The following is a 21,497-nucleotide window of genomic DNA, read 5'->3' as shown; positions in this document are numbered from 1 at the left end:
GTCGCCCGCGCTTTCGCCGGTCACAACGCCCCATAGCTGGCCCAGGTCGAGCGGGATTGGCCTCCCATGAAGGAAGCGCCGTCTGCTGGAGTTCCACGGCCAGCCGCAACGCGCGAGACGAGTCTGGTGATCGAGAACGCCGAGGTGCTCCGCCGGCATGTCCGAGGAGTGGCGGCGAAACGAAGAGGTCTTCGATGTGGCGGCGCGTATGCGTGACTGGCTTCGCCAAAGCGGCGTTAGCCAGGCCAATAACCGTCCTGACTGGACTCGCCCTGCGCAATGTTCAGCGTGCGTTCGACGCAACGTTGCCCGATGGCTCCCAGATCGCAGGTCCGCTCTACAGGCTCGTCGGCGACCTCGTGGTAACCGACCGCGGTATCGAACACCTCGACGGACGACTGCTCGTGCCTGTCGCAAACCTCCCCGAACGGCCCACGAGCAGCGAACTACTTGGCCGAGACAGCACCGTGTGGACACCGCCACGTCCGGACGACGTCGACGAGGCCGAGTGGAAGCGTGGTTTCCAAAGGCCGTTGGCTACAACAACCTCTGATCCGATCAGTTGGGGCTGCCCGCTCGATGGGATCCCTGTCAACGACGGTGATGTCAGGAAGACGTCAGGCAGAAGGGATGGCCAGCCGGATCCAGGAGTACCCGCCAGCGTCCGTCGCCGGGCCGATGGTCCGGTTTGGTCGCTCCGCGTGCCAGTGCCAGCTCTTCCATCGCATCGAGGTCGTCAGCGCGGAGATCCAGATGCAACTGTTGTGGCACGTCCTGACCTGGCCACTGCGGAGCCCGGTATCCGTCAACCCGCTGGAATCCCAGATCACAGCCGGAGCCGCCCGTCAGAACAACGAACTCGTCCGTGCTGAAGAGCTCGCGCATCCCGGTCAGTGCACCGTAGAAGCTAGCCAGCGCCCGCGGGTCGACACAGTCCAGGGTCACCCCTCGCAGTTCAGCGCCTGGCAACACTCGCTCCTTCGTGTCCGCACGTGTGTCTCCGCAAGCCGCCGCTGCACGCGATCACCGGCCACAGCCACACCGTACGCACCAGATCCACCGATGAACTAGCGGTTTACTCCCTGCCACAGAGCAACGGGTGGCTGTGACCGGCGCTTTCGATACGCGCTCTAGGAGCAGGCAGCTCAACTCACGACGAACGGCTGCTGACCTTAGGCCGCAACCGTGACGCTGACCGCCGAATCGCCGGTGCATGGCCGCGAGTTGATGCGCAGAGCAAGGATCTCGGCGTCCTTCTCTCGATCGGTCATACGCAAGGGCCATAGCGCGGCGAAGGCGTGGGAGACGGCGAGGTAGGCGAAGCGAGCCTGCCCGGCCGCGATCATGCCGGACGACGAGCGCTACCCGCCGATGCCTGGTGACCTGCACGGACGTATTTCTCGGCACGCACAGGGCTACGACCACTGCGCGGTCGAGACGCCGTGGCAGCGCCGCTACATCGCCCGCTTCGGGCGCCGTAGGACCGTCCCGCACGGTCAGGCGTGCTCGACGGCATCGGCCTGCGGGCCCCGGTCGCTCTGCCGGATGCGGAAGCGCACCCGCTCGCCGGCCACCAGGGGCTCGCCGGAGACCACCGAGACGTGCACGAAGAGGTCGGGCCCACCCGCGTCGGGGGTGATGAAGCCGAAGCCGCGGTCGGCGTCGTAGCGGGCCACCGAGCCGTTGCCGGCGCGGGCTCCGGGCCGGGCGGCCGGACGAGCCTGACTGGGGGCCGCGGCGGCCTCCACCGGCTCGCCGGTGGCCACGAACCGCACCTCGCGCGCCTGACGACCCTGGTCCACGGTGACCGTGGTGAACGTGACCCGGTCGCCCTCGGCTGGCAGGTACAGGTCGTCGACCAGGGCGCGCACGTGCAGGAAGACGTCGCCCGCCCCGTCGTCGGCGGCCACGAAGCCGAACGACTTCTCCTCGTCGAACCACAGGACGGAGCCGTCGGCGCCGTCACCGGGCGCGACAAGAGGGGCCCTGCTGACCCCGGCGTCGAAGCTCAGCGGCACCACGTGCTGGGCCTGCGGCCCCTTCTCCCCGGCGATGACGACGAAGGCCACCCGCTGCCCGGCCGCGAGGACGCCCCCGGTGACGATGGAGGAGGAGTGCACGAACACCTCCGCACCCCCGCCGTCCGGCGCGGCGAACCCGTAGCCCTTGGCCGGCTCGTACCAGGAGACGGTGGCGAGTACGCCCAAGGCCGCGTCGGGCGCGACGTCCCCGGTGACGGCGACGTGCAGCGCCTGCGGACCGCGGGGTCCCTCACCGGTCTCGAACTCCACCGTCTGGCCCTCGCGCAGCGCCCGGGCCGCGCCCTCGCCCTGCACCTGCGAGACGTGCACGAAGATGTCGGCGCTGCCGTCGTCGGGGGCGAGGAAGCCGAAGCCGCGCTCGAGGTCGTACCAGCGGACGGTTCCCTGCTGCACGGTGCACTCCTGGTCTAGCGGGTGGTCGAGGGTCCAGTGTCCCAGGCGCCGTATGTACATCCTGATCCCGACCCGCGGCAGCTCCGCCGTGAGTACATCGCCGAAGTCACCGAAGTTCGCGCGCCGTCACCTGCCGTTGCCCGAGTATGCGGACGTGTGGGGTGTCAAAACTATGCCTGGTGGTCTGACCTGCGCCTCAGGCCGCCGCAGATTCGTACGCGTTGATCAAGCCACCGAGTACTCGCCGACGATGAACGTCGCTACAGCATAATTCTGTGAGCGGGTCACCGGGCCGTGGTGGAGTGCGCCAAAGCTGAGGGTCACGTTCGTTGGTCAGTAGTGTTCCACAGATAGCCGACATCGCGAATGACCGCTGTCGTACTCCACAAAGGACTCTCACCAATCGGAGGCAGCTGGTCGCGATAGGACTGGCGCCTGCGGCGAAAGCCAGGATGATCCGAGCGCGGCTGTCCGATCGCGGACATCAGTCGAGCCTTCCGTGCTCTTCGGCATCGACCGCGAGTGGGAGCGGCTGCGACTGCCCGCTCCCACTCGGTGCGGCTACTGATGTTCGGCGTAGTGAGTAGCACCCCACCAGTCCACGACGACGACGTCCTCGTCGCCGACCACCCAGGCGTCGTGCCCCTCTGGCAGGCTCGTGACCTGCCCGGGAGTGGCGTCGAACTCGGTGCCGTCGGCCATCCGCACCCGCAGCGTTCCCGACACGTGGTACTGGAAGTGCGGTGCTTCGCAGAGGTCGGTGCCCGCGATCGGTTTGACGTGGGTGGACCAGCGCCAGCCCGGCTTGAGGGTCAGCCTGCCGACCTCGCGGGAGTCGATGCGGAGGAGTTCCACCTGTCCGTACTCGAAGTCGCGGACCTCGTCGGGCTTGCGAAAGTCGCGGTGGTCGAACGTCGTCATCGCGCACCGTCCCATGCCTGCACGCCGAGTTGGCGGCTGATGCGTCCGCCTGCCAGGTCGAGCACCGCGGCGCACAGCACCCGGGTGCCGTCCGGATAGCGGCAGGACTCCATGTAGGCGACGTGGTCTCCGGTGACCACCACGCGGTCGAGGGAGTGGGTCATGTCGCGGGCGGCGATGTCGTCCAGGTAGGCGCCGATCGCGCTGCCCCGCAGGATCCTCGGGGCACTTGGGGAGTTGACGCTGTCCACGATCTGCAGTTCCGCGTCGTCGGTGTAGAGCGCGGACAGGGTGGCCGCGTCGCGCTCCTCGATGCCGCGGCGCAGTGCCTCGACGTCGAACGTCGTTTGTTCGGTGGTGCTCACGGTTCCGCTCCTTCCTGTGGCGTGGGGAGAGCGTGCGCGGCGACCGTCAACACACCGTCAAACACGCGCGTTGCTGGAGTGGCGTGGTGGACCGACACTGACGCGGTGAGCACTTCGCTGGCGGTGCGCCTGTTCGGCGGGTTCGAGGTCGTGGCCGACGGCACGCCCGTCGTGCTGCCGCGCCAGCGCAAGGCCTGCGAGCTGCTGGCCTGGCTGGCGGTGCATCCTGGCCAGCACTCCCGGTCGCGGCTGGCGGCCCGGTTCTGGCCGGACGTGCTCGACGCCAGTGCCCGCGCGAGTTTGCGCAGTGCGATCTGGACGTTGCGCGGCGCACTCGGACCCGCGCGGGCGTGGTTGATGGCCGACCGCGAACGCGTCGCGCTGAGAGCTGACGGGCTGACCATCGACCTGCGCGAGTTCGACGAACTGGTCGCGGCGGGGAGGCTCGCCGAGGCCGAGCGGGTGCGCCGCGGCGATGTGCTGCACCTCTTCGACAGCGACTGGGTGTTCGAACTGCGCGCCGAGTACGACGACAAGTTCGCCGCGCTGCTCGACGAGCTGGCCCACAACGGCGACCCGGACTACGCCCGCCGCGCGCGGAGCCTGCGCGGCCGTCTCGACCTGCCGGCCGACACCGCGCCGGCGGTACCGGAGCACGATCTTGTGGGCCGTGGCGCCGAGATGGGTGTGGTGCGCCGGTGCTGGGACGCGGCGCGCGCCGGGTCGGGCACGGTCGTGGCGATCACCGGCGACGGCGGGATCGGCAAGACCCGCCTGGCCGAGGAGGTGCTGGCGATCGCGGGTGCGGACGGGGCGCACGCCGCGGGTGGGGCGGGCCCGGCGGTCCCGTTCGGACTGTGGCTGGAGGCGCTGCGCACGCTGGCCGGTGACTCACTGCCGGACGCGTGGTGGCCGCAGGCTCTGTCCGGCTTGCTCCCCGGTGCCGCGCCGGGTAACAAACCGAGTCACGACCTCGACCGGGTCCGCGTGTTCGAGGCCGTGGTCTCACTGCTGACCTGGGCGTGCCGATCGGGTCCAGTGGCGATCGTGTTGGAGGACCTGCACCTGGCCGACCCGTCGAGCCTCGAGCTGCTCGCGTACGCGGGACGGCGGGTGACCAAGCTGCCGGTGCTGCTCGTGGTGACCCGCCGCCGACTGCCACCGCGCCCGGACGTGGACCGTGTGTGCGCCGCGCTGCGGGCCGGCGGGGCCCTCGGGGTGGAGGTCGACCTCGCGCCGCTACCCCGCGAGTCGGTGCGATCGCTGGCACGCGCGACGGCGCCGTTGTCGGCCGGGCAGGCCGAGCAGGTGGTGGCGGTGGCCTCGGGCAGTCCGCTGCTGACCGTGGAGCTGGCCCGCGCGCTGGCCGGGGGCGCGGACGCCGCCGAGGGCCTGCGCTCCGCGACCCGGTGGGCCACCGGCCGGTTGCACGGCCCCGCGCGGGTGTTCGTCGAGCTCGCCGCCGTGGCAGGCCGTGACCTGCACCGCGCTGAGATCGCCGCACTGCCGGGGCTCGCCGACCCCGCGCAGGCGGCCACCGAAGCACTGGGCTCCGGACTGTTGCGCGAACGCGACGGCACGATCGGGTTCCGCCACGCGTTGCTCGCCGACGCGGTCGCCGCCGACCTCTCGGACCCGCTGCGTTCCCGCAGGCACGACACCATCGCCGCGGCTCTGCGCCGCGCACGGATGAAGACACCGGGCCGAGCGGCGGAGATCGCCCGGCACCTGCGGCTGGCCGGGCACGACGAGCTAGCCGTCGCGCACCTGGTGAAGGCCGCCGCCGCGGCGCGCTCGGTGTGCGCATTGGTCGAAGCCGCCGATCTGCTCACCGAGGTCACCGAGATCGACCCGCACGACCCGGACACGTTCGTCGAACTCGCCGAGGTAGAGGCATGGCGCGGGCTGCTCGGCGAGTCGGACGCCGCGTTCGACCGGGCACTGGAACTGATCGCCCCGCTCGACCGGGGCGCGCTGGTCAGCGCCTGGCTGCGCCGGGGGAAGTGGCTGCGCGGCGGGCTGTGCATCCCTCGCGAGTGCCGTCGCTCCTACGCCGCCGCGCTGGACGTGCTCGACCGCGACCCCGACGCCGACCCGGACGCGCGGATCGAAGCACTCGCAGGCATGGCCTGGGCGGAGGCCGTGACCGGCGGCGTGGCCGCGGCGGAGGACCTGCTGCTCTCGGTCGACGCGCTCACCCACCGCAAGCCGGTCGGTGACCTGCTGGCCCACGACGTCAGCGTCGCTCGCGCGCACATCCTGCTCCGGACGGGCCGGTTCGCCGACAGCTACGCGCCACTGACCGCCGCCGCAGCAGCGGCCAACCGGGCTGGGCGTCCCGACCTGGCCTTCCCGAGCCTGCTCAACGCCGCGTCGGCTGCCGCCTGCCTCGGCGCGTTCGACCGTGCCCTGGACTTCATCGACCGCAGCGTGCCACTCGTGGTACCCAACGGACTGCTTCGCCTGGGCGTCTACGCGCACTCGGCCCAGGTCTCCGTGTTGTGCAGGCTGGGCCGGGTCGGTGAGGCCGCGGCGAGCTGCGACCAGGGCGCCGTGCTGGCGGAGCGGATGAGCCTGGCCGACCTCGTGGGCCTCGTCCACCACGACCGAGCCACCATTGCCCGCGCCACCGGCGACTGGGACCGCGCCGCCCACGAACTCGCCGCCGCGATCGACCTGAACGCGCCCGTCGGCCGCGCACTGACCCGCCTGTACCGCGCCGACGCCCTGGCCAGGGCGGGCAAGCCTGATGAGGCGGAGGCGGAACTGCGCGCGGTCACGCAGGAACCGGTGTCGCCCGCCGACTTCCCCGACACGCTCGTCGCCCGCATGTCGGCGGTTCAAGGCCTGATCGCGGCGCGCCGGCACGATCCCGTGCTGGCCAAGCGACGGCTGAGCGAGGCAGTACGCGGATGGCAGCGACGCGCCGGAGACGCCGGCCCGGGCTATGTCGCCGCGCTGATCGACCTGGGCCGTCCACCTCTGACCGCGCTGGTGGAGCCCGATCGCGAACTGGCCGCCGTCACCGCCGATCTGAGGAGCATCGATGCCGACGTTCGCTGAGACCGCACGCAGCACCGCCCCGCCGGAAGAGGTGTGGAAGCTGCTGTACGACCCGAACCGCTTCCCGGAGTGGTGGGCCGGAGTCGGCACGGTCGAACCATCCACTCAGGACGGTGAGCCCTACATGATGTACCCGGACGGCTACCCGGATTTTCCGATGCCACAACTGCTGCGCGGCGACCGGAGACAAGGCAACGTCACGATCTCCTGCCTGGTGTCGGATCTCGTCTTCGAGTGGCGGCTGCGCGTGGTGGACGGCGGCACGCAGATCGACGTGCACGTCGAGATCCCCGACGCCGAAACCCACCGTCTGGACACCCAGCGAGATGTGATCCACCGGTCGGTGCGCGCCCTCGCCGCACTCGCCGCCCTCGAATGCGCGTGAGTTCAGCGCATTGTTCCTGAGCGGCGAGGGCGCCAAATACTCCGCAGCGTGTGCGACCATCCGGACATGGCGCGAAAACCGTTGCCCGCGCTGGCGGTCGCAATCAGTTTCATCGACTGCATCAACCGCACAGACCTCGTCGGGCTTGCCGCACTCATGCACCCCGACCACCGCCTGGTCGTGGCCGACGAGCCGCCGGTCGTGGGACGGGACTCCAACGTCGACGCCTGGCGCGGCTACTTCACCGCCTTCCCCGAGTACGTCGTCTACCCGCGCTTCCTCGTGGAGAACGCGGACCAGGTCGCCGTTCTAGGCGCGACGACCGGGTCACATCTGAACCTCCCGGACGAGGAAGAACTCAGGCTCGACGTCATCTGGATCGGCGAGGCACTCGACGGGTTTCTGACGCTGTGGCAGGTGTGCGACGACTCCGCCGCCCTGAGACGAGACCTGGGCATCCCTGTGGACGTATGACGCTCGCGCACCATTCGGCGGTCGTTCAAGCCAGCAGGAAGAAGAAGACCAGGTCTCCCACTCGACGTCGGCGCTCACCGGTGCCATGGGAGCTCCTGCCGTCGGCTTTCACCCACGCCGACCAGGCTTCCCGGCACACCACCGCCAGACTTACCGCGCCACAGCGACGGTGAAAGCCGCGGTGTGCAGCTGTCCACCGTGGCGGAACTCCAGGAACAGCCGGTACTCGCCGCGTTCTGCGAACACCGAGCGGAACGTCAGCTCGCCGTTGATGAGCGGCGCGCCGGCCGGTTCCACGGGGTGCAGGTGCGTCGCGGACAGCAGCATCGTGTGGAAGCCGGTCATGTGCCCGTTCGCGCCCAGGTGCTGTTCGAGTTTCTCCACCGGTGCGCCGTCCGGGGTGCGGATCGCGAACCGCAACGCCCTCTCGCCCAGCAGCGGGAGCTCGGCGGGCTCGTCGACACGCGTCACCGTGTAACCGGTCTCGGTGACGGTGTGCGCGTCGGGCTCCGGTACCGGCACCAGCGATGTGTCGCCGGCGACGCTGAACGGGACGCCCAGCACCACCGGGTGGCGGGGATCCTTGGTGTCCAACGGGATGAACTCGGCGAACATGCGGTAGGCGCCGCCGTCGGGCAGATCGACCGCGGTGTGCCAGGTGTCGCCGTCCAGGTTCGGGTGGACGTGGCGGAACACGTGCATGTCGTCGCGGACGACGAAGAAGTGCATCTGCTTGGTCTGGTTGTCCAGGAACCGGGTCACCGGTTTCCCGTCCGCGGCCAGGATCCGGAACGCGACGGGTACGGCCAGCCCTCGCCCGGACGGCATGACCACGCGTTCGAACCGGTATCCGCCCTCCACTTCGGACAGTCCGTCGCTGTGGCTCGCGGGCACGATGGCGGCGGCCTGCTGGTGCTGCGTGTGCGCGGGACCGGGCGTGGAGCGGAACAGCATGACGCCACCGCCGGCCACGACCAGGACGGCCACCAGCGCGAAGATCCCGTCGACGAGGCTCGGCTTGCGCATGATCAACTCCTGGGCGGGGTGCCCCGGCAGGGACACCCCGCATCGGTCAGAACTGCAGGCTCCAGGCGTCGACGTAGCCGGTGTCGGCCTTGGCGACGTCCTGCACCTTGAGCTGCCAGGTGCCTTCCGAGGTCTTCGCCGAGGCGTCGACCGTGTAGGTGGTGATCACGTTGTCCGCCGAGTCGTTGTTCGACCCCTTCAGCCGGAACGTCGAACCGTCCGGTGCGACGAGGTCGATGACAAGGTCACCGCGGTAGCTGTGCTTGATGTCGACGTTGACCTTCAGCGTCGCCGGCGCCTTGCCCGTGACACCGGAGACGGCCGCGGAGGAGGTGACCGCCGCGCCCGCGTCCGGAATGGCGACGTCGGTGGTGTTCTCGAACTTCTTGCCCGCGGGCGGCGGTTCGACGGTGCCGAGGTTCGGCTTGACGACGACCAGGCCCTGCTCGATGCCGTTGACCAGCACGATGCCGCTGGCGAAGTACGGGTAGTTGCTCCAGGCGCCGTTGAACTTGGCCTCGTTCCCGGCCGGGTAGATGTCGAAATACCCGGCTTCGGAAAGCTGGGCGGAAGCGACACCGCTGACGTCGAGGATGCGCAGTCCTGCCTGGTAGTTGGCCTGGTAGGAGTACTTGCCCTTGATGTACTGGTTGTGGTCGATCGCGGTGGCCGGCGAGCTGTAGACGCCCGTGTGGACCGGGTTCGCCAGCGACGCAAGGTCCCAGATGTAGGTCTTGGTGCGCTTGTCGGTGCCGCGCGACTCGTCCAGTTCGTCGTCGAGCAGGAAGTAGCGCTGGTCCTCCGTCAGCCAGCCCTGGTGCGAGTACTGCGCGCCGGAGTAGCCCTTGCGCACGATCTGCACCGGGTTGGCCTTGTCGGTCACGTCGACGATCGTCAGCGTGTCCTCGTTGGAGTTGAAGCAGATCTCCCTGCCCCGGTAGGCCGCGTCCGGGCCGCGGTAGATCACGCACTGGTTGTCGTGCGTGTAGCCGTCCTGGGAGACGCAGCCCGCGTTCTTCGGCTGCTTCGGCGTGCGGATGTCGACCATGTGCGGGCCGCCGCTGCACGTGTTGGAGCCGATCGCGTACGCGTACCCGGTCTCCTCGTTGATGGCGATGTTGTGCGCCGGGCCGAACTCCTTGTAGACGGTGTCGGCGGTGAGCGTCTGCGGCGTCGTGATCGTCCGGAGGCGGGTCAGGTCGAACACCTGCATGCCGTGGCCGGTGATGAAGTCCGCGACGATGAACGCGTGGTCCTTGTAGACCTTCATGTCGCGCCACGAGCTGCTGCCACCGTTGGACGGCAGGTTGCCCAGGAACTTCGGCGCCGTCGGAGTGCTGACGTCGACGAACGCGGTGCCGTTGGTGCGGCCGACGATCGCGTACTCCTTGCCGGAGGACGGGTCGGTCCAGCCCCAGATGTCGTTGCCGTTGCCACCGCCGATCTGGGCCAGCGGCAGGACGCTGAGCAGATCCACGTTCTTGCAGGGGTAGATGTCGGCCTTGCCGTCGACGCACGGCACCCCGGCCGCGGTGCTGGTGACGGCATGCCGCTCGGCAGGCTGGAAGTCGGCCATGAACGTCCTGGCCGCCGCCTGTCCCTCGGGAGTGTCCGGGTCGTGCGCCGAGGCGCCCGACATCGTGAGGGCGATCGCCGATGCCGTCAGCACCGCGAGCGTCCCAAGACGCAGGGTTTTCATGAAGTTGGGCTCCTCACGGAAATCCCGGCCGCTCAGGACGCGGACGGGTGCAGGGTTTCCGATCAGTCACCGACGGTAGGACGATCGGCTACCCGGCGTGCACCGTCGTTCGTCTGGTCTGTGTTACGACTGGACAACAGGCTGACCGCGCTGACCGGGAACACCAGAACCGACAGCAGACCCGCGCAGACGAGCGCGGCGGCGGTCACCGAGGACATCGCGCCGAGCACCACTCCGATCTGCGTCGCCGTGACGATGAACGGCAGCGACGTCGCCTGGAGCAACGCCACCGCGGCCACCTCCCGCCGTCGCAGCGTCCGCACGAAGACCAATGCGGGCACACCACGCACGAGCAGCAACGCCACCAGGAACAACGGCACTCGTGCGAGCGCCGCGGGTTCGGCGACGAGTCCGCTGAGGTCCAGGCGCACTCCGCTGGAGACGAAGAAGACCGGGATGAGGAAGCCGTAGCCGACGGCCTCCAGCTTGATCCGGAACCGCGGGTGCGAGGTGGTGTCGCGGTCGACCACGCTCACCACCACGCCCGCGAGGAACGCGCCGAGGATGGTCTCCAGGCCGAACTTCTCGGCCAGCGCGACGAACGCGACCAGCAGCAGCACCGCCGCCCGCACCCGGATCTCCGCCGTGGTGTCCTGCAACCGCGACAGCACGGTCCCGAGCCGGCGCGACCGTCCGGTGAACGCGAGGACGACACCGGTGAGCACGACCAGACCACCGAACACCGCCAGCGAGCCCACCCGGCCGGACACCGTGCCGCCCATCGTCGAGAAAGCCAGCGACAGCAACACGATCGCCACGAAGTCCGCGACCGACGCGGCGGTGATGGTCGCCTGCCCGGCGGCGCCGTCGAGACGTCCGGCGTCCTTGAGCACGGCGACGACCAGGCCGAGCGAGGTCGCGGACAGCGCCACCGCCAGCAGCAGCGGATCGCGCACCCACCCGGCCGCACCGAAACCGACGCCGACGGCCAAGCCGACGGCGATGCTGATCGCGTAGCCGAGCAGCGCCAGCCACGTCGTCGGGCCGCGCAGGCGACGCGGGTCGAACTCCAGCCCGGCGAGGAACAGCAGGAACGCGAGCCCGAGCAGTGCGACGATCTGGACCGGCAGGTCGATCTCGACCCAGCCCAGCCCCGACGGGCCGACCACGATCCCGGCGACGATCTCCAGCACCACCGCGGGGACCCGCAGCCGTGGCGCGAAGCCGAGCAGCAGTGGTGCCGTCACCGCGATGGCGGCGATGATCAGCAGGTTGACGAACTCCACATCCGGCATGGGGGTTCAGTGCCACCAACGGTGCTGGACGTTACGCGCGGGGCCAGTTCCGGAAGGCGTCCAGCAGCCGGTCGCGGGTGTCACCGGACAACGACTCCGGCGGCAGTTCGCCCAGCTCGGCGATCGTCGTGCGGAACTGCTCGAGATAGCGCTCGCAGCCGGGGCACTCGGCGAGGTGCTCGACGAAGTCGCTCTCGGTCGCCTCGTCCAGCGCGCCCTCCAGGAACGCGGTGACGAGCTCCACGAACTCCTCGCAGGTCATGCCGCTCCCCCAGTCGCGAAATACGCCTCCAGCCGCGTCCGGACGAGAGCACGGCCGCGATGCAGCAGGACGCGTTGGTTGGCAGGCGAGATCTCCAGCATCGCGCACACCTCCTCCGACGTGTGCCCCTCCACGTCTCGTAGCGCCACCACCGCGCGTTGCCGTTCCGGCAGTTCGTCGAGCGCCCGCCCCACCACGGCCCGGAACTCGCCGTCGAGCACCCACGGTTCGGGGAACTCACGCCAGTGACCGGGGTACTCGTCGTCGGCGCCGCGGAACCGCGAGGGGTCGACCGTCGGCCCGCCGTCCGGTTCGACGCTGGTCCACGGGATCGTGCGTTTCTCCTTCACGCCGCGTTTCTTCGCGGTGTTGACCAGGATCCGGTACACCCAGGTGCGCAACGACGATGCACCCTGAAAACCGTGCACACCGCGGATCACGGCCAGCCACGTGTCCTGCACGACCTCCTCGGCCGAGGCGTCTGTCGACACGAATCCGCGCGCCAGCCGCAGCATCGACGCCGACCACGTGTCGAGCACGGACGTGAACGTGGCTTCGTCGCCGGACCGAAGTCCGGCGACGAGCACGTCGTCCGAGGGCAGCACGCCCCGGAATCTACCGGTACTCGGGGTTTTCGAAGTCGTACCGGCATCCAGCGTCCCAGCCGGAGCGCTGGTTGCCGTGCGCCGGGATCCCGCCCGCGTCCTTGAGCATCCGCGCAAGATGCAGCAGGTTCCACGTCATGAACGTGGTGTTGCGGTTGGTGAAGTCGTTCTCCGGTCCGCCCGATCCGGGGTCCAGATAGGACGGTCCAGGCCCGGCCTCACCGATCCACCCGGCGTCGGCCTGCGGCGGGATCGTGTAACCGAGGTGCTGCAGGCTGTAGAGGACGTTCATGGCGCAGTGCTTCACGCCGTCCTCGTTGCCGGTGATCAGGCACCCGCCGACGCGACCGTAGTAGGCGTACTGGCCGGCGTCGTTGAGCAGGCTCGAACAGGCGTAGAGGCGTTCGATGACCTGCTTGGTCACGGAACTGTTGTCGCCCAGCCAGATCGGGCCCGCGATCACCAGGATGTCGGCGGCCATCACGCGTTCGTAGATCTCCGGCCAGGCGTCGGTCGCCCAGCCGTGCTCTCTCATGTCCGGCCACACGCCGATCGCGATGTCGTGGTCGATCGCGCGCAGCACCTCGACCTGGACGCCCTGCTTCTCCATGATCGCCTTGCTGACGTCCACGAGGCCCTCGGTGTGGCTGCGCCCCGGAGAGCGCTTGAGAGTGCAGTTGATGAACATCGCCTTGAGGTCGCTGTAGTCGGTCATGCGAAACGCTCCTTCGGCAAGCCAGCGGTGTCCTCGAACGCGTACCGGGTGCTGCGTGCGGTGTCATCGAGCGCCACGAGCCGTTCGCGGTGGCCGCCTGCAGCCGGAAACACCCTGTCGCCGGGGCCGCCGGCTTCGATCTTCGCCTCGGGCAGGTTCGGGTGCCACGAGCCGATGGCGGAGAAGTCGCGCAGCAGTTCCCACACCTCGTCAGCGGATGCGTCGAGCACCGGGCTGGTCACGATCCTGGGCATTCGTCAGCTCCTCTCGGGTGCCGACTCAGTGCCTCGCTGCCCCGCAGGCGTTACACGTGTTCGAGGCAGTTCTTTAGAACTCGCGGCCGAGGAACCTCGCGGTGCGGACCACGGTCGCACCCTCGGTGAGCGGACCCGGTCGCGCCGGGCGGCTGGAGGTGATCCCTCCGGTCCACTCGAGGTCGTGGGCCGGGTCGAACATGAACGCGGCCACCTCGCCGCGCGGCCGGTGCACGAGCACCTCAGGCCGGACGTCAACTGGTACGACTGACGCGCCCCGGCTGGGTCGCGGCGCGGACTAGAGCCACTCCCGCACGATCTTGGTGAAGCGGTCGGGCTCCTCCACCCACGGGAAGTGGCCGCTGTGCTCCATCTCGACGACCTGCGCGTGCGGGATTCGCCGGGCGATGCGGCGGGACTGGGCGGGGCTGGTGATCCGGTCGTGGCTGCCGACGATGACGAGCGTCGGCACCTGGATCTCCGCCAGCCGGTCCGCGGCGCTCCAGCCCGCGAGGACCTCCATCGAGCGCACCATGGCGCCGACGTTGAAAATCGTCTGACCCATGGCCTCCTGCACGGCGGCGAGGTTGGCCTGGTCCGCGAGGTAGTGCGGCAACAGCGCGCCCAGGGTCGCGGCGAACTCGGCGTCGTCCGCAGGCACGGAGCTCGCGACGGCGATCCACTCGGGCGGGGGCGGCGGGCCCTGGTCGTCGTCGGGGGAGTCGGACGCGCCGAGCTGGCCCGGCGTGGTGTCGACGAGGACGAGGCCTGCGACGTGTTCGGGGTGGCGCAGGGCCAGTTCCTGGGCGACGAACCCGCCGTAGGAGTGGCCGATCACGATCGCCGGGCTCGCGTCCAGCCGCACAGCGAGCGCCGCCGCGTCGTCGGCCAGTTGCTCCATGGTGAGCGTGTCCAGCGGCGCGCGTTCTGACCGGCCGTTGGCGCGCTGGTCGAAGTAGACGAGCCGCAGCCGGTCGGACAGCGCGTCCAGGCCGCGGTAGAAGGTGTGGTCGAGGCCGAGGCCGCCGTGCAGCACCAGCGCGGCCGGTCCCTGACCGACTTCCTCGTAGTGGAGGGTCGTCCCGTTCACGGTTGTTGTGCTCATGCCCCGTAGGCGCGCGTTGGGTTCTGGCGCGCCGCCAGATCGGACCTGGCGCCTGAGAGATACAAGCCTCAGGACGGGAGAGAGACCATGACCACCACAGAACGGTCACCGGACCAGGTGATGGCGCAGATCACGACCGAGCTGGGCGCGGGGCTGGGCACGTTCCTGACCGCGCTCGGCCTGCGGCACGGCCTCTGGGCCGCGCTGGCCGGCGCCGGGCCGCTCGGCGTCACCGAGGTCGCGGCCAGGACCGGACTCGCCGAGCCGTACGTGCGCGAGTGGCTGCGGTCGCAGGCAGCGGCCGGCTACCTGGACTACGACGCCGACACCTTCAGCCTGCCGGAAGCCGTGGAGATCGCGATCCTGCACGCCCCCGGTGGAGCGATCGTCGACGCCTGCGCGCACCTGATGGCGTCGATGGGCGCGAGCTTCGCCGACTTCGAGAAGGCGTTCCGCGGTGGTGCCGGATTCGCTTGGCACCAGCGCGATCCCGAGTACTGGGCGGGCACGGACGCGCTGACCCGCAGCACCATCCACACCGGACTGATCGCGGCCGCGATCGAAGCGCTGCCGGGCGTCGCGGACGCGTTGCGGGCCGGTGGGACCGTGGCCGACATCGGCTGCGGGTACGGCGCGCCCACCCGGATGATCGCGGAGGCGTTCCCGGCGGCGCGGGTGACCGGGTACGACTACCACGACCGGTCGATCGCCGAGGCCCGGTCGCGTGCGGACGGCGAGGTGCGGTTCGAGGTCGCGAGTGCCTCCGACTTCCCCGGCACCGGACACGCGCTGGTGACGTTCGTGGACTCGTTGCACGACCTCGGCGATCCGGTCGGCGCGCTCGCCCACGCCAGGCGTTCTCTGGCGCCGGGCGGGGCGGTGCTGCTGATCGAGCCGCCGGGTGGTGATCACGTCACCGACAACCTCAACCCGGCCGGGCGGATGTTCTACGCGGTGTCCCTGCTGGTCTGCACGCCTTCGGCATTGTCCCAGGCCTCGACCGCGCCGCTCGGCACGCTGGCCGGGGCGCCGGCGCTGCGGGAGGTGGCGGAGGCCGCCGGGTTCCGGACAGTGCGGCGGATCGGCGTCGACGCGCCGATGAACCTCGTGCTGGAGCTGCGGCCGTAGCGCATGCTGAACACCGTGCCGGAACACCTTGTCGGTCGCGACGCGGTACTGACCATCGCCCGCACCGCCCTCGCCGATGCGCTCGCCGGGACCGCACAGCTCGTGCTGGTCACCGGCGAGCCCGGAATCGGCAAGACCGCGGTGCTCGCCGCGCTCGTGGCCGACGCCGGGGAGCGCGGCGTGGCCGTGCTGCGCGCCACCTGCTGGGACGGTGGCGTGCCCGCTTACTGGCCGTGGATCCAGATCCTGCGCGCGGTTCCTCCTGACTCGCTGGGCGCGGCCGGCGAACTGCTCGAACCCGTTGCGAGGGGCGAGGAGGCGGCGGACGCGCGGTTCCGGCTCTGCGACGCGGTGGCCGGGCTGCTTTCGCGGCTCAGCCGGGACTCCGGGCTGGTCGTGGTGCTCGACGACCTGCAGTGGGCGGACGAGGCGTCGTTGCAGATGCTGGAGTTCCTCGCCCACCACCTCGGGCAGGCCCGCGTGCTGCTGCTCGGGGCGTATCGCGAGCTGGAGCGGGGTTTCTCCGGCAAAGCGCAGATCGTGCCGCTGCGCGGGCTCGCCGCGGACGAGGTGAGCGCCGTGATGACCGCCGTCGCCGGGCCTTCGCCGGACGCGGAGCTGGCGGCGCGGGTGTGGCGGCGGTCCGGCGGCAACCCGCTGTTCGTGCGCGAGCTGACCCGGTTGATGCAGGTCGGGCCCGCGGACGCGGTGCCGGAGACGGTGCGGGAGATCCTGCTCAGCAGACTGGCGCGGTTGTCCCAGCCGTGCGCCGACCTGCTCGCGGCCGCCGCGGTGTGCGGCCTGGTGGTCCGGCCCGAGCTGCTCGCCCGGCTCACCGACGCCGACCTCGACGTGCTGGAAGAAGCGGTGGCCGCGCGGGTGCTGACCCGTGCCGCGGACGGCCTGCGGTTCAGTCACGACCTGTACCGCGAGACGTTGCGGGACGGGCTGCCCGCCGGGCGCCGTGCCGCGTTGCACCTGACCGCCGGGCACGTGCTCGCCGACCTGCGGGACGCTGGCGCCGCGGTCCCGGCGAGCGAGGTGGCGGCCCACTTCCTGGCCGCCGGACCGGACGCCGCTCCCGAAGCGATCCGATACAGCGCGCTCGCCGGTCGGGAAGCAGCGGCACGCACGGCCCACGACGACGCCGCCGCCCACTACCGCGCGGCACTCGACCTGGCCGTGGCCGGACGCGAGCGGCGCGACTTGCTCGTGGCGCTCGCGGAGTCGCTGGGCCACGCCGGCGCCACCTCGGCCGCGCAGGCGGCCTACCGCGATCTCGCCGAGCTGGCCGAGCGCACCGGCGACCCGTTCGCGCTGGCTTCGGCCGCACTGGGTCTGCACGGCCTCGGCTTCCGCGGCGTCGCCGACGCCACCCACCTTCGCCTGCTGTCCGACGCCGCCGCGCAGGTGCCGCGCGACGCGCTGGCGTTGAGGTCGCAGCTGCTCACCGCGCTGGGCCGGGACCTGAGCATCACGCAGTCACCGGGCCGTGCGTCGGCGATCGTGCGCGAGGCCCGCGCCCTGGCCGCCGAATCGGGTGACGCGCAGACTCTGGCCCGTGCGCTGCTCGCCCAGCACGACCTGGTCTGGCGGCCGGGTGGCGCTCTTGAGCGACTGGAGATCCTCGCCGACATGGCCGAGGCCGCCGACCGGGCACAAGATCCCGACCTGGTGGCCCAGGCCGCTTTGTTGCGTGCGGCCGCCTTGATCGAACTCGGTGAGCCGGAAGGAGTCGCGCTCCTGCACACCTACGTGCAGCTGTCGGAGGGTCTCGGCCACGCCCGCGGCCGCTGGGGTGCGCTGAGCCGCCACGCCACGCTCGCCGCCATCGCCGGACGCCTCGGCGAGGCGCGCTCGTTCGCCGACTCGGCGCTGAAGCTCGGCTTGATGATCGGTCAGCCCGACGTGTTCGCGGTACACGCCACCTTGGGGCTGTCGGTCGGGGTGCTGGACCCGAGCGCCGAATCGGTGCAGGACCTGGACGTCGACCCCTCGGACCCGGTCACGCCGATGCTGCCCGTGCTCCGCGCCGCCCTGTCGCTCTCGGCCGGTGCCACCGACAAGGCCAGGGCGGAGTTCGCCGGATTCGCCGTGCCCGCCGCACAAATGGGCTATCACCTGGAGATGCAGGCCATCACGGCGTTCGTCGCCGCCGCGGTCGGATCAGCCGAACAACGCGAGCAGGCCTACGCGTTGCTGGCGGACTACGCGGGCACGCACGTGGTCGTCGGCGGCTGCGCGTCCTACACCGGCGCGGTCGACCACCACCTGGGCATGCTGTGCGCGGCGCTGGGCCGGCGCACCGAGGCGGTGGCCCGCCTGGAGGCCGCCCTGGCCCAGCACGAACGTCTCGGCGCACCGGCGTGGGCCGAGCTGGACCGCGCCGAGCTCGCGAAACTCGCCGACGTCACCGCGTTCGTCTTCCGCCGTGATGGCCGCGTGTGGACGCTCGGCTTCCACGGCCAGGAGGTGCACCTGCCGCACACCAAGGGACTGGCCGACCTGGCCGTGCTGCTGGCCAAGCCGGGCAGCGACATCCCGGCCCTGGAACTGCTCGGCGCCCCGGCGACCACCGCCGCCCCGGTGCTGGACGACCAGGCCCGCCGCGCCTACCGGGCCAGGATCACGCAACTCGACACCGCGATCGCGGAGGCCGCCGACGAGGCCGAAGCCGAACGCCACCAGGCCGAACGCGCCGAGCTCGTCCACGAGATCACCGCGGCCGCCGGGCTGGGCGGGCGGACCCGGCAGCTCGGCAGCGACGCCGAACGCGCGCGCAAAGCCGTGAGCGCCCGCATTCGCGACGCGCTCGACCAGATCCTGCAGGCACACCCCGAGCTGGGTGTGCACCTGCGCGGAACCGTCCGGACCGGCACCTACTGCGGCTACCACCCGTCCGAACCGATCCATTGGCGCTTCTAACGCAGTGCTGCCTCGGGCTCGACCTCGGGACGGAACCGGACGAGCACCTCGCCGTCACCCGACACCAGGAACTTCTCGAAGTTCCACTGCACGTCACCGGCGGTGCCGTCGGCGTCGGGCTGCTGCGTCAACGCCTGGTAGAGCGGGTGCGCTTCCGGCCCGTTGACCTGGCGATCGGCAGGTTGCCCACCTCAGTTGCACACCTACGAGCCGTGTCCCAGCAAGCTGATCAAGACCCCTTTTGGCGGTATAAGGGCCCCCTATGCCGTGGCAGCCTCGAAGGCGCGCGGGCCACGCGACACCTGGGGGCGCGGACGTATCACGTCCGCCAGTCATTTTTGGGGGCTCTGTTTCGCATGCGCGGATTAGTTGCAGCGTTGGTTCTCGCCGCCACTGTCATCCCTGCCGACGCCCAGGCGGCCGTCGGCGAGGTGCTCAGACCGGTGGGGGCTGAAGTGATCGCGGGCAAATACATCGTCACTTTGAGGAAGTCCAGCCAGGTCAACGCATTCGGCGTCGCCGCGAGCTACGGCGGTCAGGTTGATCGCGTCTACGGCGCGGCGTTGCAAGGGTTCGCGATGACCGCCACCGAGCAGCAGGCTCGCCGGCTCGCCGCCGACCCGCGCGTCGAACGCGTCGAGGCCGACTCGATCGTGCGCGGTGACGCGGTGCGGACCAATCCGATTTGGAACCTTGATCGCATCGACCAGCGCGTAACCGTGCTGGACAACCGCTACGACTACCCGGACCAGGCTGGTCAGGGCGTCACCGTGTACGTCATGGACACCGGTGTACGCACCGCACACGCCGAGTTCGAAGACCGGGCGAGCGTCGCGTTCGACGCGATCGGCGACGGCTGGAACGGCCAGGACTGCAGCACCACCGGCCACGGCACGCACGTGGCCGGCACCATCGCGGGCAAGACGTTCGGCGTCGCCAGCAAGGCGAAAGTCGCTTCGGTGCGCGTGCTGAGCTGTGAGAACAGCGGCACGATCAGCCAGATCGTGGCGGGCATCGACTGGATCACCGCGAACGCGGCCAGACCCGCCGTGGTGAACATGAGCCTTGGCGGCGGCCAGAGCACGACCGAGGACAACGCGGTCAAGGCGTCGATCGCGGCCGGTATCTCCTACGTCGTCTCGGCGGGCAACAGCGAGTCGAACGCCTGCTTGAAGAGCCCGGCCAACGTGCCGGCCGCGATCACCGTCGGCGCGGCCAACCCCGTCAACGAACGTGCCCGCGGCTGGGCCAAGTTCGGCGACACCGGATCCAACTACGGCCCGTGCCTGGACCTGTTCGCGCCGGGCGAGTCCATCGAGTCCGCGCACAACGCCACCAACCAGTCGACGGTGGTGCTCAAGGGCACGTCGATGGCCTCACCGCACGTCGCAGGTGCGGCGGCGCTGCTGCTGTCGCAGACGCCGAACCTGACGCCCGCGCAGGTGCACGCGGAGATCCTCAACCGATCCGTGACCGGCGTGCTGGACCCCACCACGCTCGAACCGCCGATGGACCCGCCCACAACGCAGAAGTCTCCCAACAGGTTCCTCCACACCGGACCACTCGCGCAGCCGGCCTGCACCGTCTCCGACACCACCCGCCGGGCCGTGCCGGACCAGGACAGCATCACCGTTGCGCTCGACGTGACGGCGTGCGGGCGCAAGGTCGCCGGTAACGCCACCGTGCGAGTGCAGGCGGAACACCCGTTCCGCGGCGACCTGTCCGTGCGGCTGATCACGCCGAGCGGCACAGAGGTCGTCCTGCGCGAGGCGAACGCCGCCGACAACGCGGTCAACCTCGACCAGACGTTCCCGCTTTCGCTGTCCACTCTGGACGCGAACGGGACGTGGAAGCTGGTCGTGCGCGACAACTTCAGCATCGACGAAGGATCGCTGGTCGGGTGGACGCTCACTCTCTGACCAGACGTGCCTTTCTGGCGGGACTGGCGGCGGCGGGTCTGACGGCGTGTGACACGCCCTTGCCCGCTGCCGTTCCCGTCCACCACCAACCCGGCGTATTGGCACCGAGCCCGGCCGCCGCGGGGGTGGCCGCGTACGACGTCACCGCGCGCACCCGCGCCGAGCTCACCTCGACACTGCGCGCGGCGAGCTCGCGTGGCGCCACAGTGGCCGTCGGCGCGTCATTGTTCGACGACAGGTTCGGCCTGCGTGCACCACGGCGGCTGACAGCCATGCCGAAGTTCGCCGGCGACGTGCTGCAAGACCAGTGGTGCCACGGAGATCTGCTGCTGCAGGCGCTGGCGGACACACCGGCACAGGTGGATACCCAGTTGTCCGACGTGCCCGGTCTGGCGCTTCGCTGGCGGATGAACGGTCACCAACTGCCTGAGGAACGCAACGCGTTCGGGTTCAAGGAAGGCGCGGGCAACCCGGCCACGCCTCAGGTGTGGGTCGCGGACGACGAACCGGCGTGGTGCCTGGGCGGCACGTACCAGGTGGTGCGGCTGATCAGGCTCGCGACGCCGACGTGGGACCACAAGTCCACGGAGGACCAGGAGCGGGTTTTCGGCAGGCGCAAGGAGTCGGGCGAAGAGCTACCCGCGATGCTCGACTCGCACGTGCGGCGCGCCCGGCCCGCTGAGGAGAAGCACAAGATCCTGCGCCGCGGCTACCCGTTCGTCACCGAACCGGGCCAGATCTTCATGTGCTACCAACGTGATCCGGAAACGGGCTTCGCCGCCGCACAACGCCGTCTCGCCGGGGAGGAGTTGGAGAAGTACCTGCTGCCGTTCGGCGGCGGCTACTTCTTCACGCTGCCCGGAGTGGACGGCACGAAGGACGACTACCTCGGCCGCGCAATGGTCGAATCGTCGTGACTAC

The 21,497-nt window shown here is 70.3% G+C and carries 20 protein-coding genes and 2 pseudogenes; 7 read left to right on the top strand and 15 right to left on the bottom strand.

Annotated features, from left to right (window positions below):
* Positions 1 to 606: 606 nt before the first annotated feature.
* The 5 genes and pseudogenes from ACIA8G_RS06080 to ACIA8G_RS06060 all read right to left on the bottom strand — a co-directional run bounded on the left by ACIA8G_RS06080 (position 607) and on the right by ACIA8G_RS06060 (position 3,721).
* The gene (locus ACIA8G_RS06080) at positions 607 to 945 is read right to left on the bottom strand and encodes a VOC family protein (protein WP_396417147.1); all 339 of its coding nucleotides are present in this window, start codon (positions 943 to 945) and stop codon (positions 607 to 609) included.
* 551 nt (positions 946 to 1,496) lie between these two features.
* On the bottom strand, positions 1,497 to 2,207 hold the full coding sequence (locus tag ACIA8G_RS06075; RefSeq protein WP_396417323.1) for a cold shock domain-containing protein: 711 nt from the start codon (positions 2,205 to 2,207) through the stop codon (positions 1,497 to 1,499).
* A gap of 24 nt (positions 2,208 to 2,231) precedes the next feature.
* Positions 2,232 to 2,435, bottom strand: a pseudogene (locus ACIA8G_RS06070) (cold-shock protein); the annotation flags it as partial.
* Positions 2,436 to 2,996: 561 nt separating this feature from the next.
* Entirely contained in the window at positions 2,997 to 3,356 is a 360-nt protein-coding gene (locus ACIA8G_RS06065; RefSeq protein ID WP_396417146.1) for a cupin domain-containing protein, read from the bottom strand.
* Positions 3,353 to 3,721: a nuclear transport factor 2 family protein gene (locus ACIA8G_RS06060; protein WP_396417145.1), complete on the bottom strand. Its 369-nt coding sequence runs from the start codon at positions 3,719 to 3,721 to the stop codon at positions 3,353 to 3,355. The genes ACIA8G_RS06065 and ACIA8G_RS06060 overlap by 4 nt, the downstream gene beginning before the upstream one ends.
* A gap of 105 nt (positions 3,722 to 3,826) precedes the next feature.
* Between ACIA8G_RS06060 and ACIA8G_RS06055 the strand changes: the two genes are divergently transcribed.
* From ACIA8G_RS06055 to ACIA8G_RS06045, 3 genes are all read left to right on the top strand, one after another.
* Positions 3,827 to 6,784, top strand: coding sequence for an ATP-binding protein (locus tag ACIA8G_RS06055; RefSeq protein ID WP_396417144.1), 2,958 nt, complete (start codon positions 3,827 to 3,829; stop codon positions 6,782 to 6,784).
* Entirely contained in the window at positions 6,768 to 7,169 is a 402-nt protein-coding gene (locus ACIA8G_RS06050) for an SRPBCC family protein (protein ID WP_396417143.1), read from the top strand. Before ACIA8G_RS06055 ends, ACIA8G_RS06050 begins: the two co-directional genes overlap by 17 nt.
* A gap of 66 nt (positions 7,170 to 7,235) precedes the next feature.
* Positions 7,236 to 7,643 carry a nuclear transport factor 2 family protein gene (locus tag ACIA8G_RS06045; RefSeq protein WP_396417142.1) on the top strand — a complete coding sequence of 136 codons (408 nt, stop codon included), beginning with the start codon at positions 7,236 to 7,238 and terminating at the stop codon, positions 7,641 to 7,643.
* A gap of 150 nt (positions 7,644 to 7,793) precedes the next feature.
* On the opposite strand, the gene ACIA8G_RS06040 is transcribed toward ACIA8G_RS06045, so the two are convergent.
* The 9 genes from ACIA8G_RS06040 to ACIA8G_RS06000 form a co-directional block, all read right to left on the bottom strand.
* Positions 7,794 to 8,669, bottom strand: coding sequence for a hypothetical protein (locus ACIA8G_RS06040; RefSeq protein WP_396417141.1), 876 nt, complete (start codon positions 8,667 to 8,669; stop codon positions 7,794 to 7,796).
* A gap of 46 nt (positions 8,670 to 8,715) precedes the next feature.
* On the bottom strand, positions 8,716 to 10,368 hold the full coding sequence (locus ACIA8G_RS06035; protein ID WP_396417140.1) for a choice-of-anchor B family protein: 1,653 nt from the start codon (positions 10,366 to 10,368) through the stop codon (positions 8,716 to 8,718).
* Positions 10,369 to 10,430: 62 nt separating this feature from the next.
* Positions 10,431 to 11,663 (bottom strand): cation:proton antiporter, encoded by a 1,233-nt coding sequence (locus ACIA8G_RS06030; RefSeq protein WP_396417139.1) that lies wholly within the window; start codon positions 11,661 to 11,663, stop codon positions 10,431 to 10,433.
* Between the two features lie 31 nt (positions 11,664 to 11,694).
* On the bottom strand, positions 11,695 to 11,925 hold the full coding sequence (locus tag ACIA8G_RS06025) for an anti-sigma factor family protein (protein ID WP_396417138.1): 231 nt from the start codon (positions 11,923 to 11,925) through the stop codon (positions 11,695 to 11,697).
* A complete protein-coding gene (locus ACIA8G_RS06020; RefSeq protein ID WP_396417137.1) occupies positions 11,922 to 12,530 on the bottom strand; it encodes an RNA polymerase sigma factor in 609 nt (202 codons plus the stop codon). The genes ACIA8G_RS06025 and ACIA8G_RS06020 overlap by 4 nt, the downstream gene beginning before the upstream one ends.
* Before the next feature lie 10 nt (positions 12,531 to 12,540).
* The gene (locus tag ACIA8G_RS06015) at positions 12,541 to 13,245 is read right to left on the bottom strand and encodes a flavodoxin family protein (RefSeq protein ID WP_396417136.1); all 705 of its coding nucleotides are present in this window, start codon (positions 13,243 to 13,245) and stop codon (positions 12,541 to 12,543) included.
* The gene (locus ACIA8G_RS06010; RefSeq protein ID WP_396417135.1) at positions 13,242 to 13,499 is read right to left on the bottom strand and encodes an SRPBCC family protein; all 258 of its coding nucleotides are present in this window, start codon (positions 13,497 to 13,499) and stop codon (positions 13,242 to 13,244) included. Before ACIA8G_RS06010 ends, ACIA8G_RS06015 begins: the two co-directional genes overlap by 4 nt.
* 73 nt (positions 13,500 to 13,572) lie before the next feature.
* The gene (locus tag ACIA8G_RS06005) at positions 13,573 to 13,734 is read right to left on the bottom strand and encodes a hypothetical protein (protein ID WP_396417134.1); all 162 of its coding nucleotides are present in this window, start codon (positions 13,732 to 13,734) and stop codon (positions 13,573 to 13,575) included.
* A 63-nt stretch (positions 13,735 to 13,797) separates the two neighbouring features.
* Positions 13,798 to 14,604, bottom strand: coding sequence for an alpha/beta fold hydrolase (locus tag ACIA8G_RS06000; RefSeq protein ID WP_396417133.1), 807 nt, complete (start codon positions 14,602 to 14,604; stop codon positions 13,798 to 13,800).
* Between the two features lie 87 nt (positions 14,605 to 14,691).
* Here ACIA8G_RS06000 and ACIA8G_RS05995 point away from each other — a divergent pair, with 87 nt between their 5' ends.
* Together ACIA8G_RS05995 and ACIA8G_RS05990 are read left to right on the top strand one after the other, a co-directional pair.
* Positions 14,692 to 15,732 (top strand): class I SAM-dependent methyltransferase, encoded by a 1,041-nt coding sequence (locus ACIA8G_RS05995; RefSeq protein WP_396417132.1) that lies wholly within the window; start codon positions 14,692 to 14,694, stop codon positions 15,730 to 15,732.
* Between the two features lie 15 nt (positions 15,733 to 15,747).
* On the top strand, positions 15,748 to 18,657 hold the full coding sequence (locus tag ACIA8G_RS05990) for an ATP-binding protein (protein ID WP_396417131.1): 2,910 nt from the start codon (positions 15,748 to 15,750) through the stop codon (positions 18,655 to 18,657).
* Here the strand turns inward: ACIA8G_RS05990 and ACIA8G_RS05985 are convergent.
* A pseudogene (locus ACIA8G_RS05985) lies at positions 18,654 to 18,824 on the bottom strand (glutathione peroxidase); the annotation flags it as partial. The gene ACIA8G_RS05990 and the pseudogene ACIA8G_RS05985 sit on opposite strands and share 4 nt — an antisense overlap.
* A 189-nt stretch (positions 18,825 to 19,013) precedes the next feature.
* Between ACIA8G_RS05985 and ACIA8G_RS05980 the strand changes: the two are divergent.
* Positions 19,014 to 20,576 carry a S8 family serine peptidase gene (locus ACIA8G_RS05980; RefSeq protein WP_396417130.1) on the top strand — a complete coding sequence of 521 codons (1,563 nt, stop codon included), beginning with the start codon at positions 19,014 to 19,016 and terminating at the stop codon, positions 20,574 to 20,576.
* Positions 20,558 to 21,493, top strand: coding sequence for a Dyp-type peroxidase (locus tag ACIA8G_RS05975; protein ID WP_396417129.1), 936 nt, complete (start codon positions 20,558 to 20,560; stop codon positions 21,491 to 21,493). Before ACIA8G_RS05980 ends, ACIA8G_RS05975 begins: the two co-directional genes overlap by 19 nt.
* Positions 21,494 to 21,497: the final 4 nt, after the last annotated feature.

It is taken from the genome of Lentzea sp. NPDC051213 (assembly GCF_044455585.1).
Lineage (GTDB): Bacteria > Actinomycetota > Actinomycetes > Mycobacteriales > Pseudonocardiaceae > Lentzea.
Note: the sequence above shows the minus strand (reverse complement) of the source record. Positions and strands in the feature narration are given on the sequence as shown.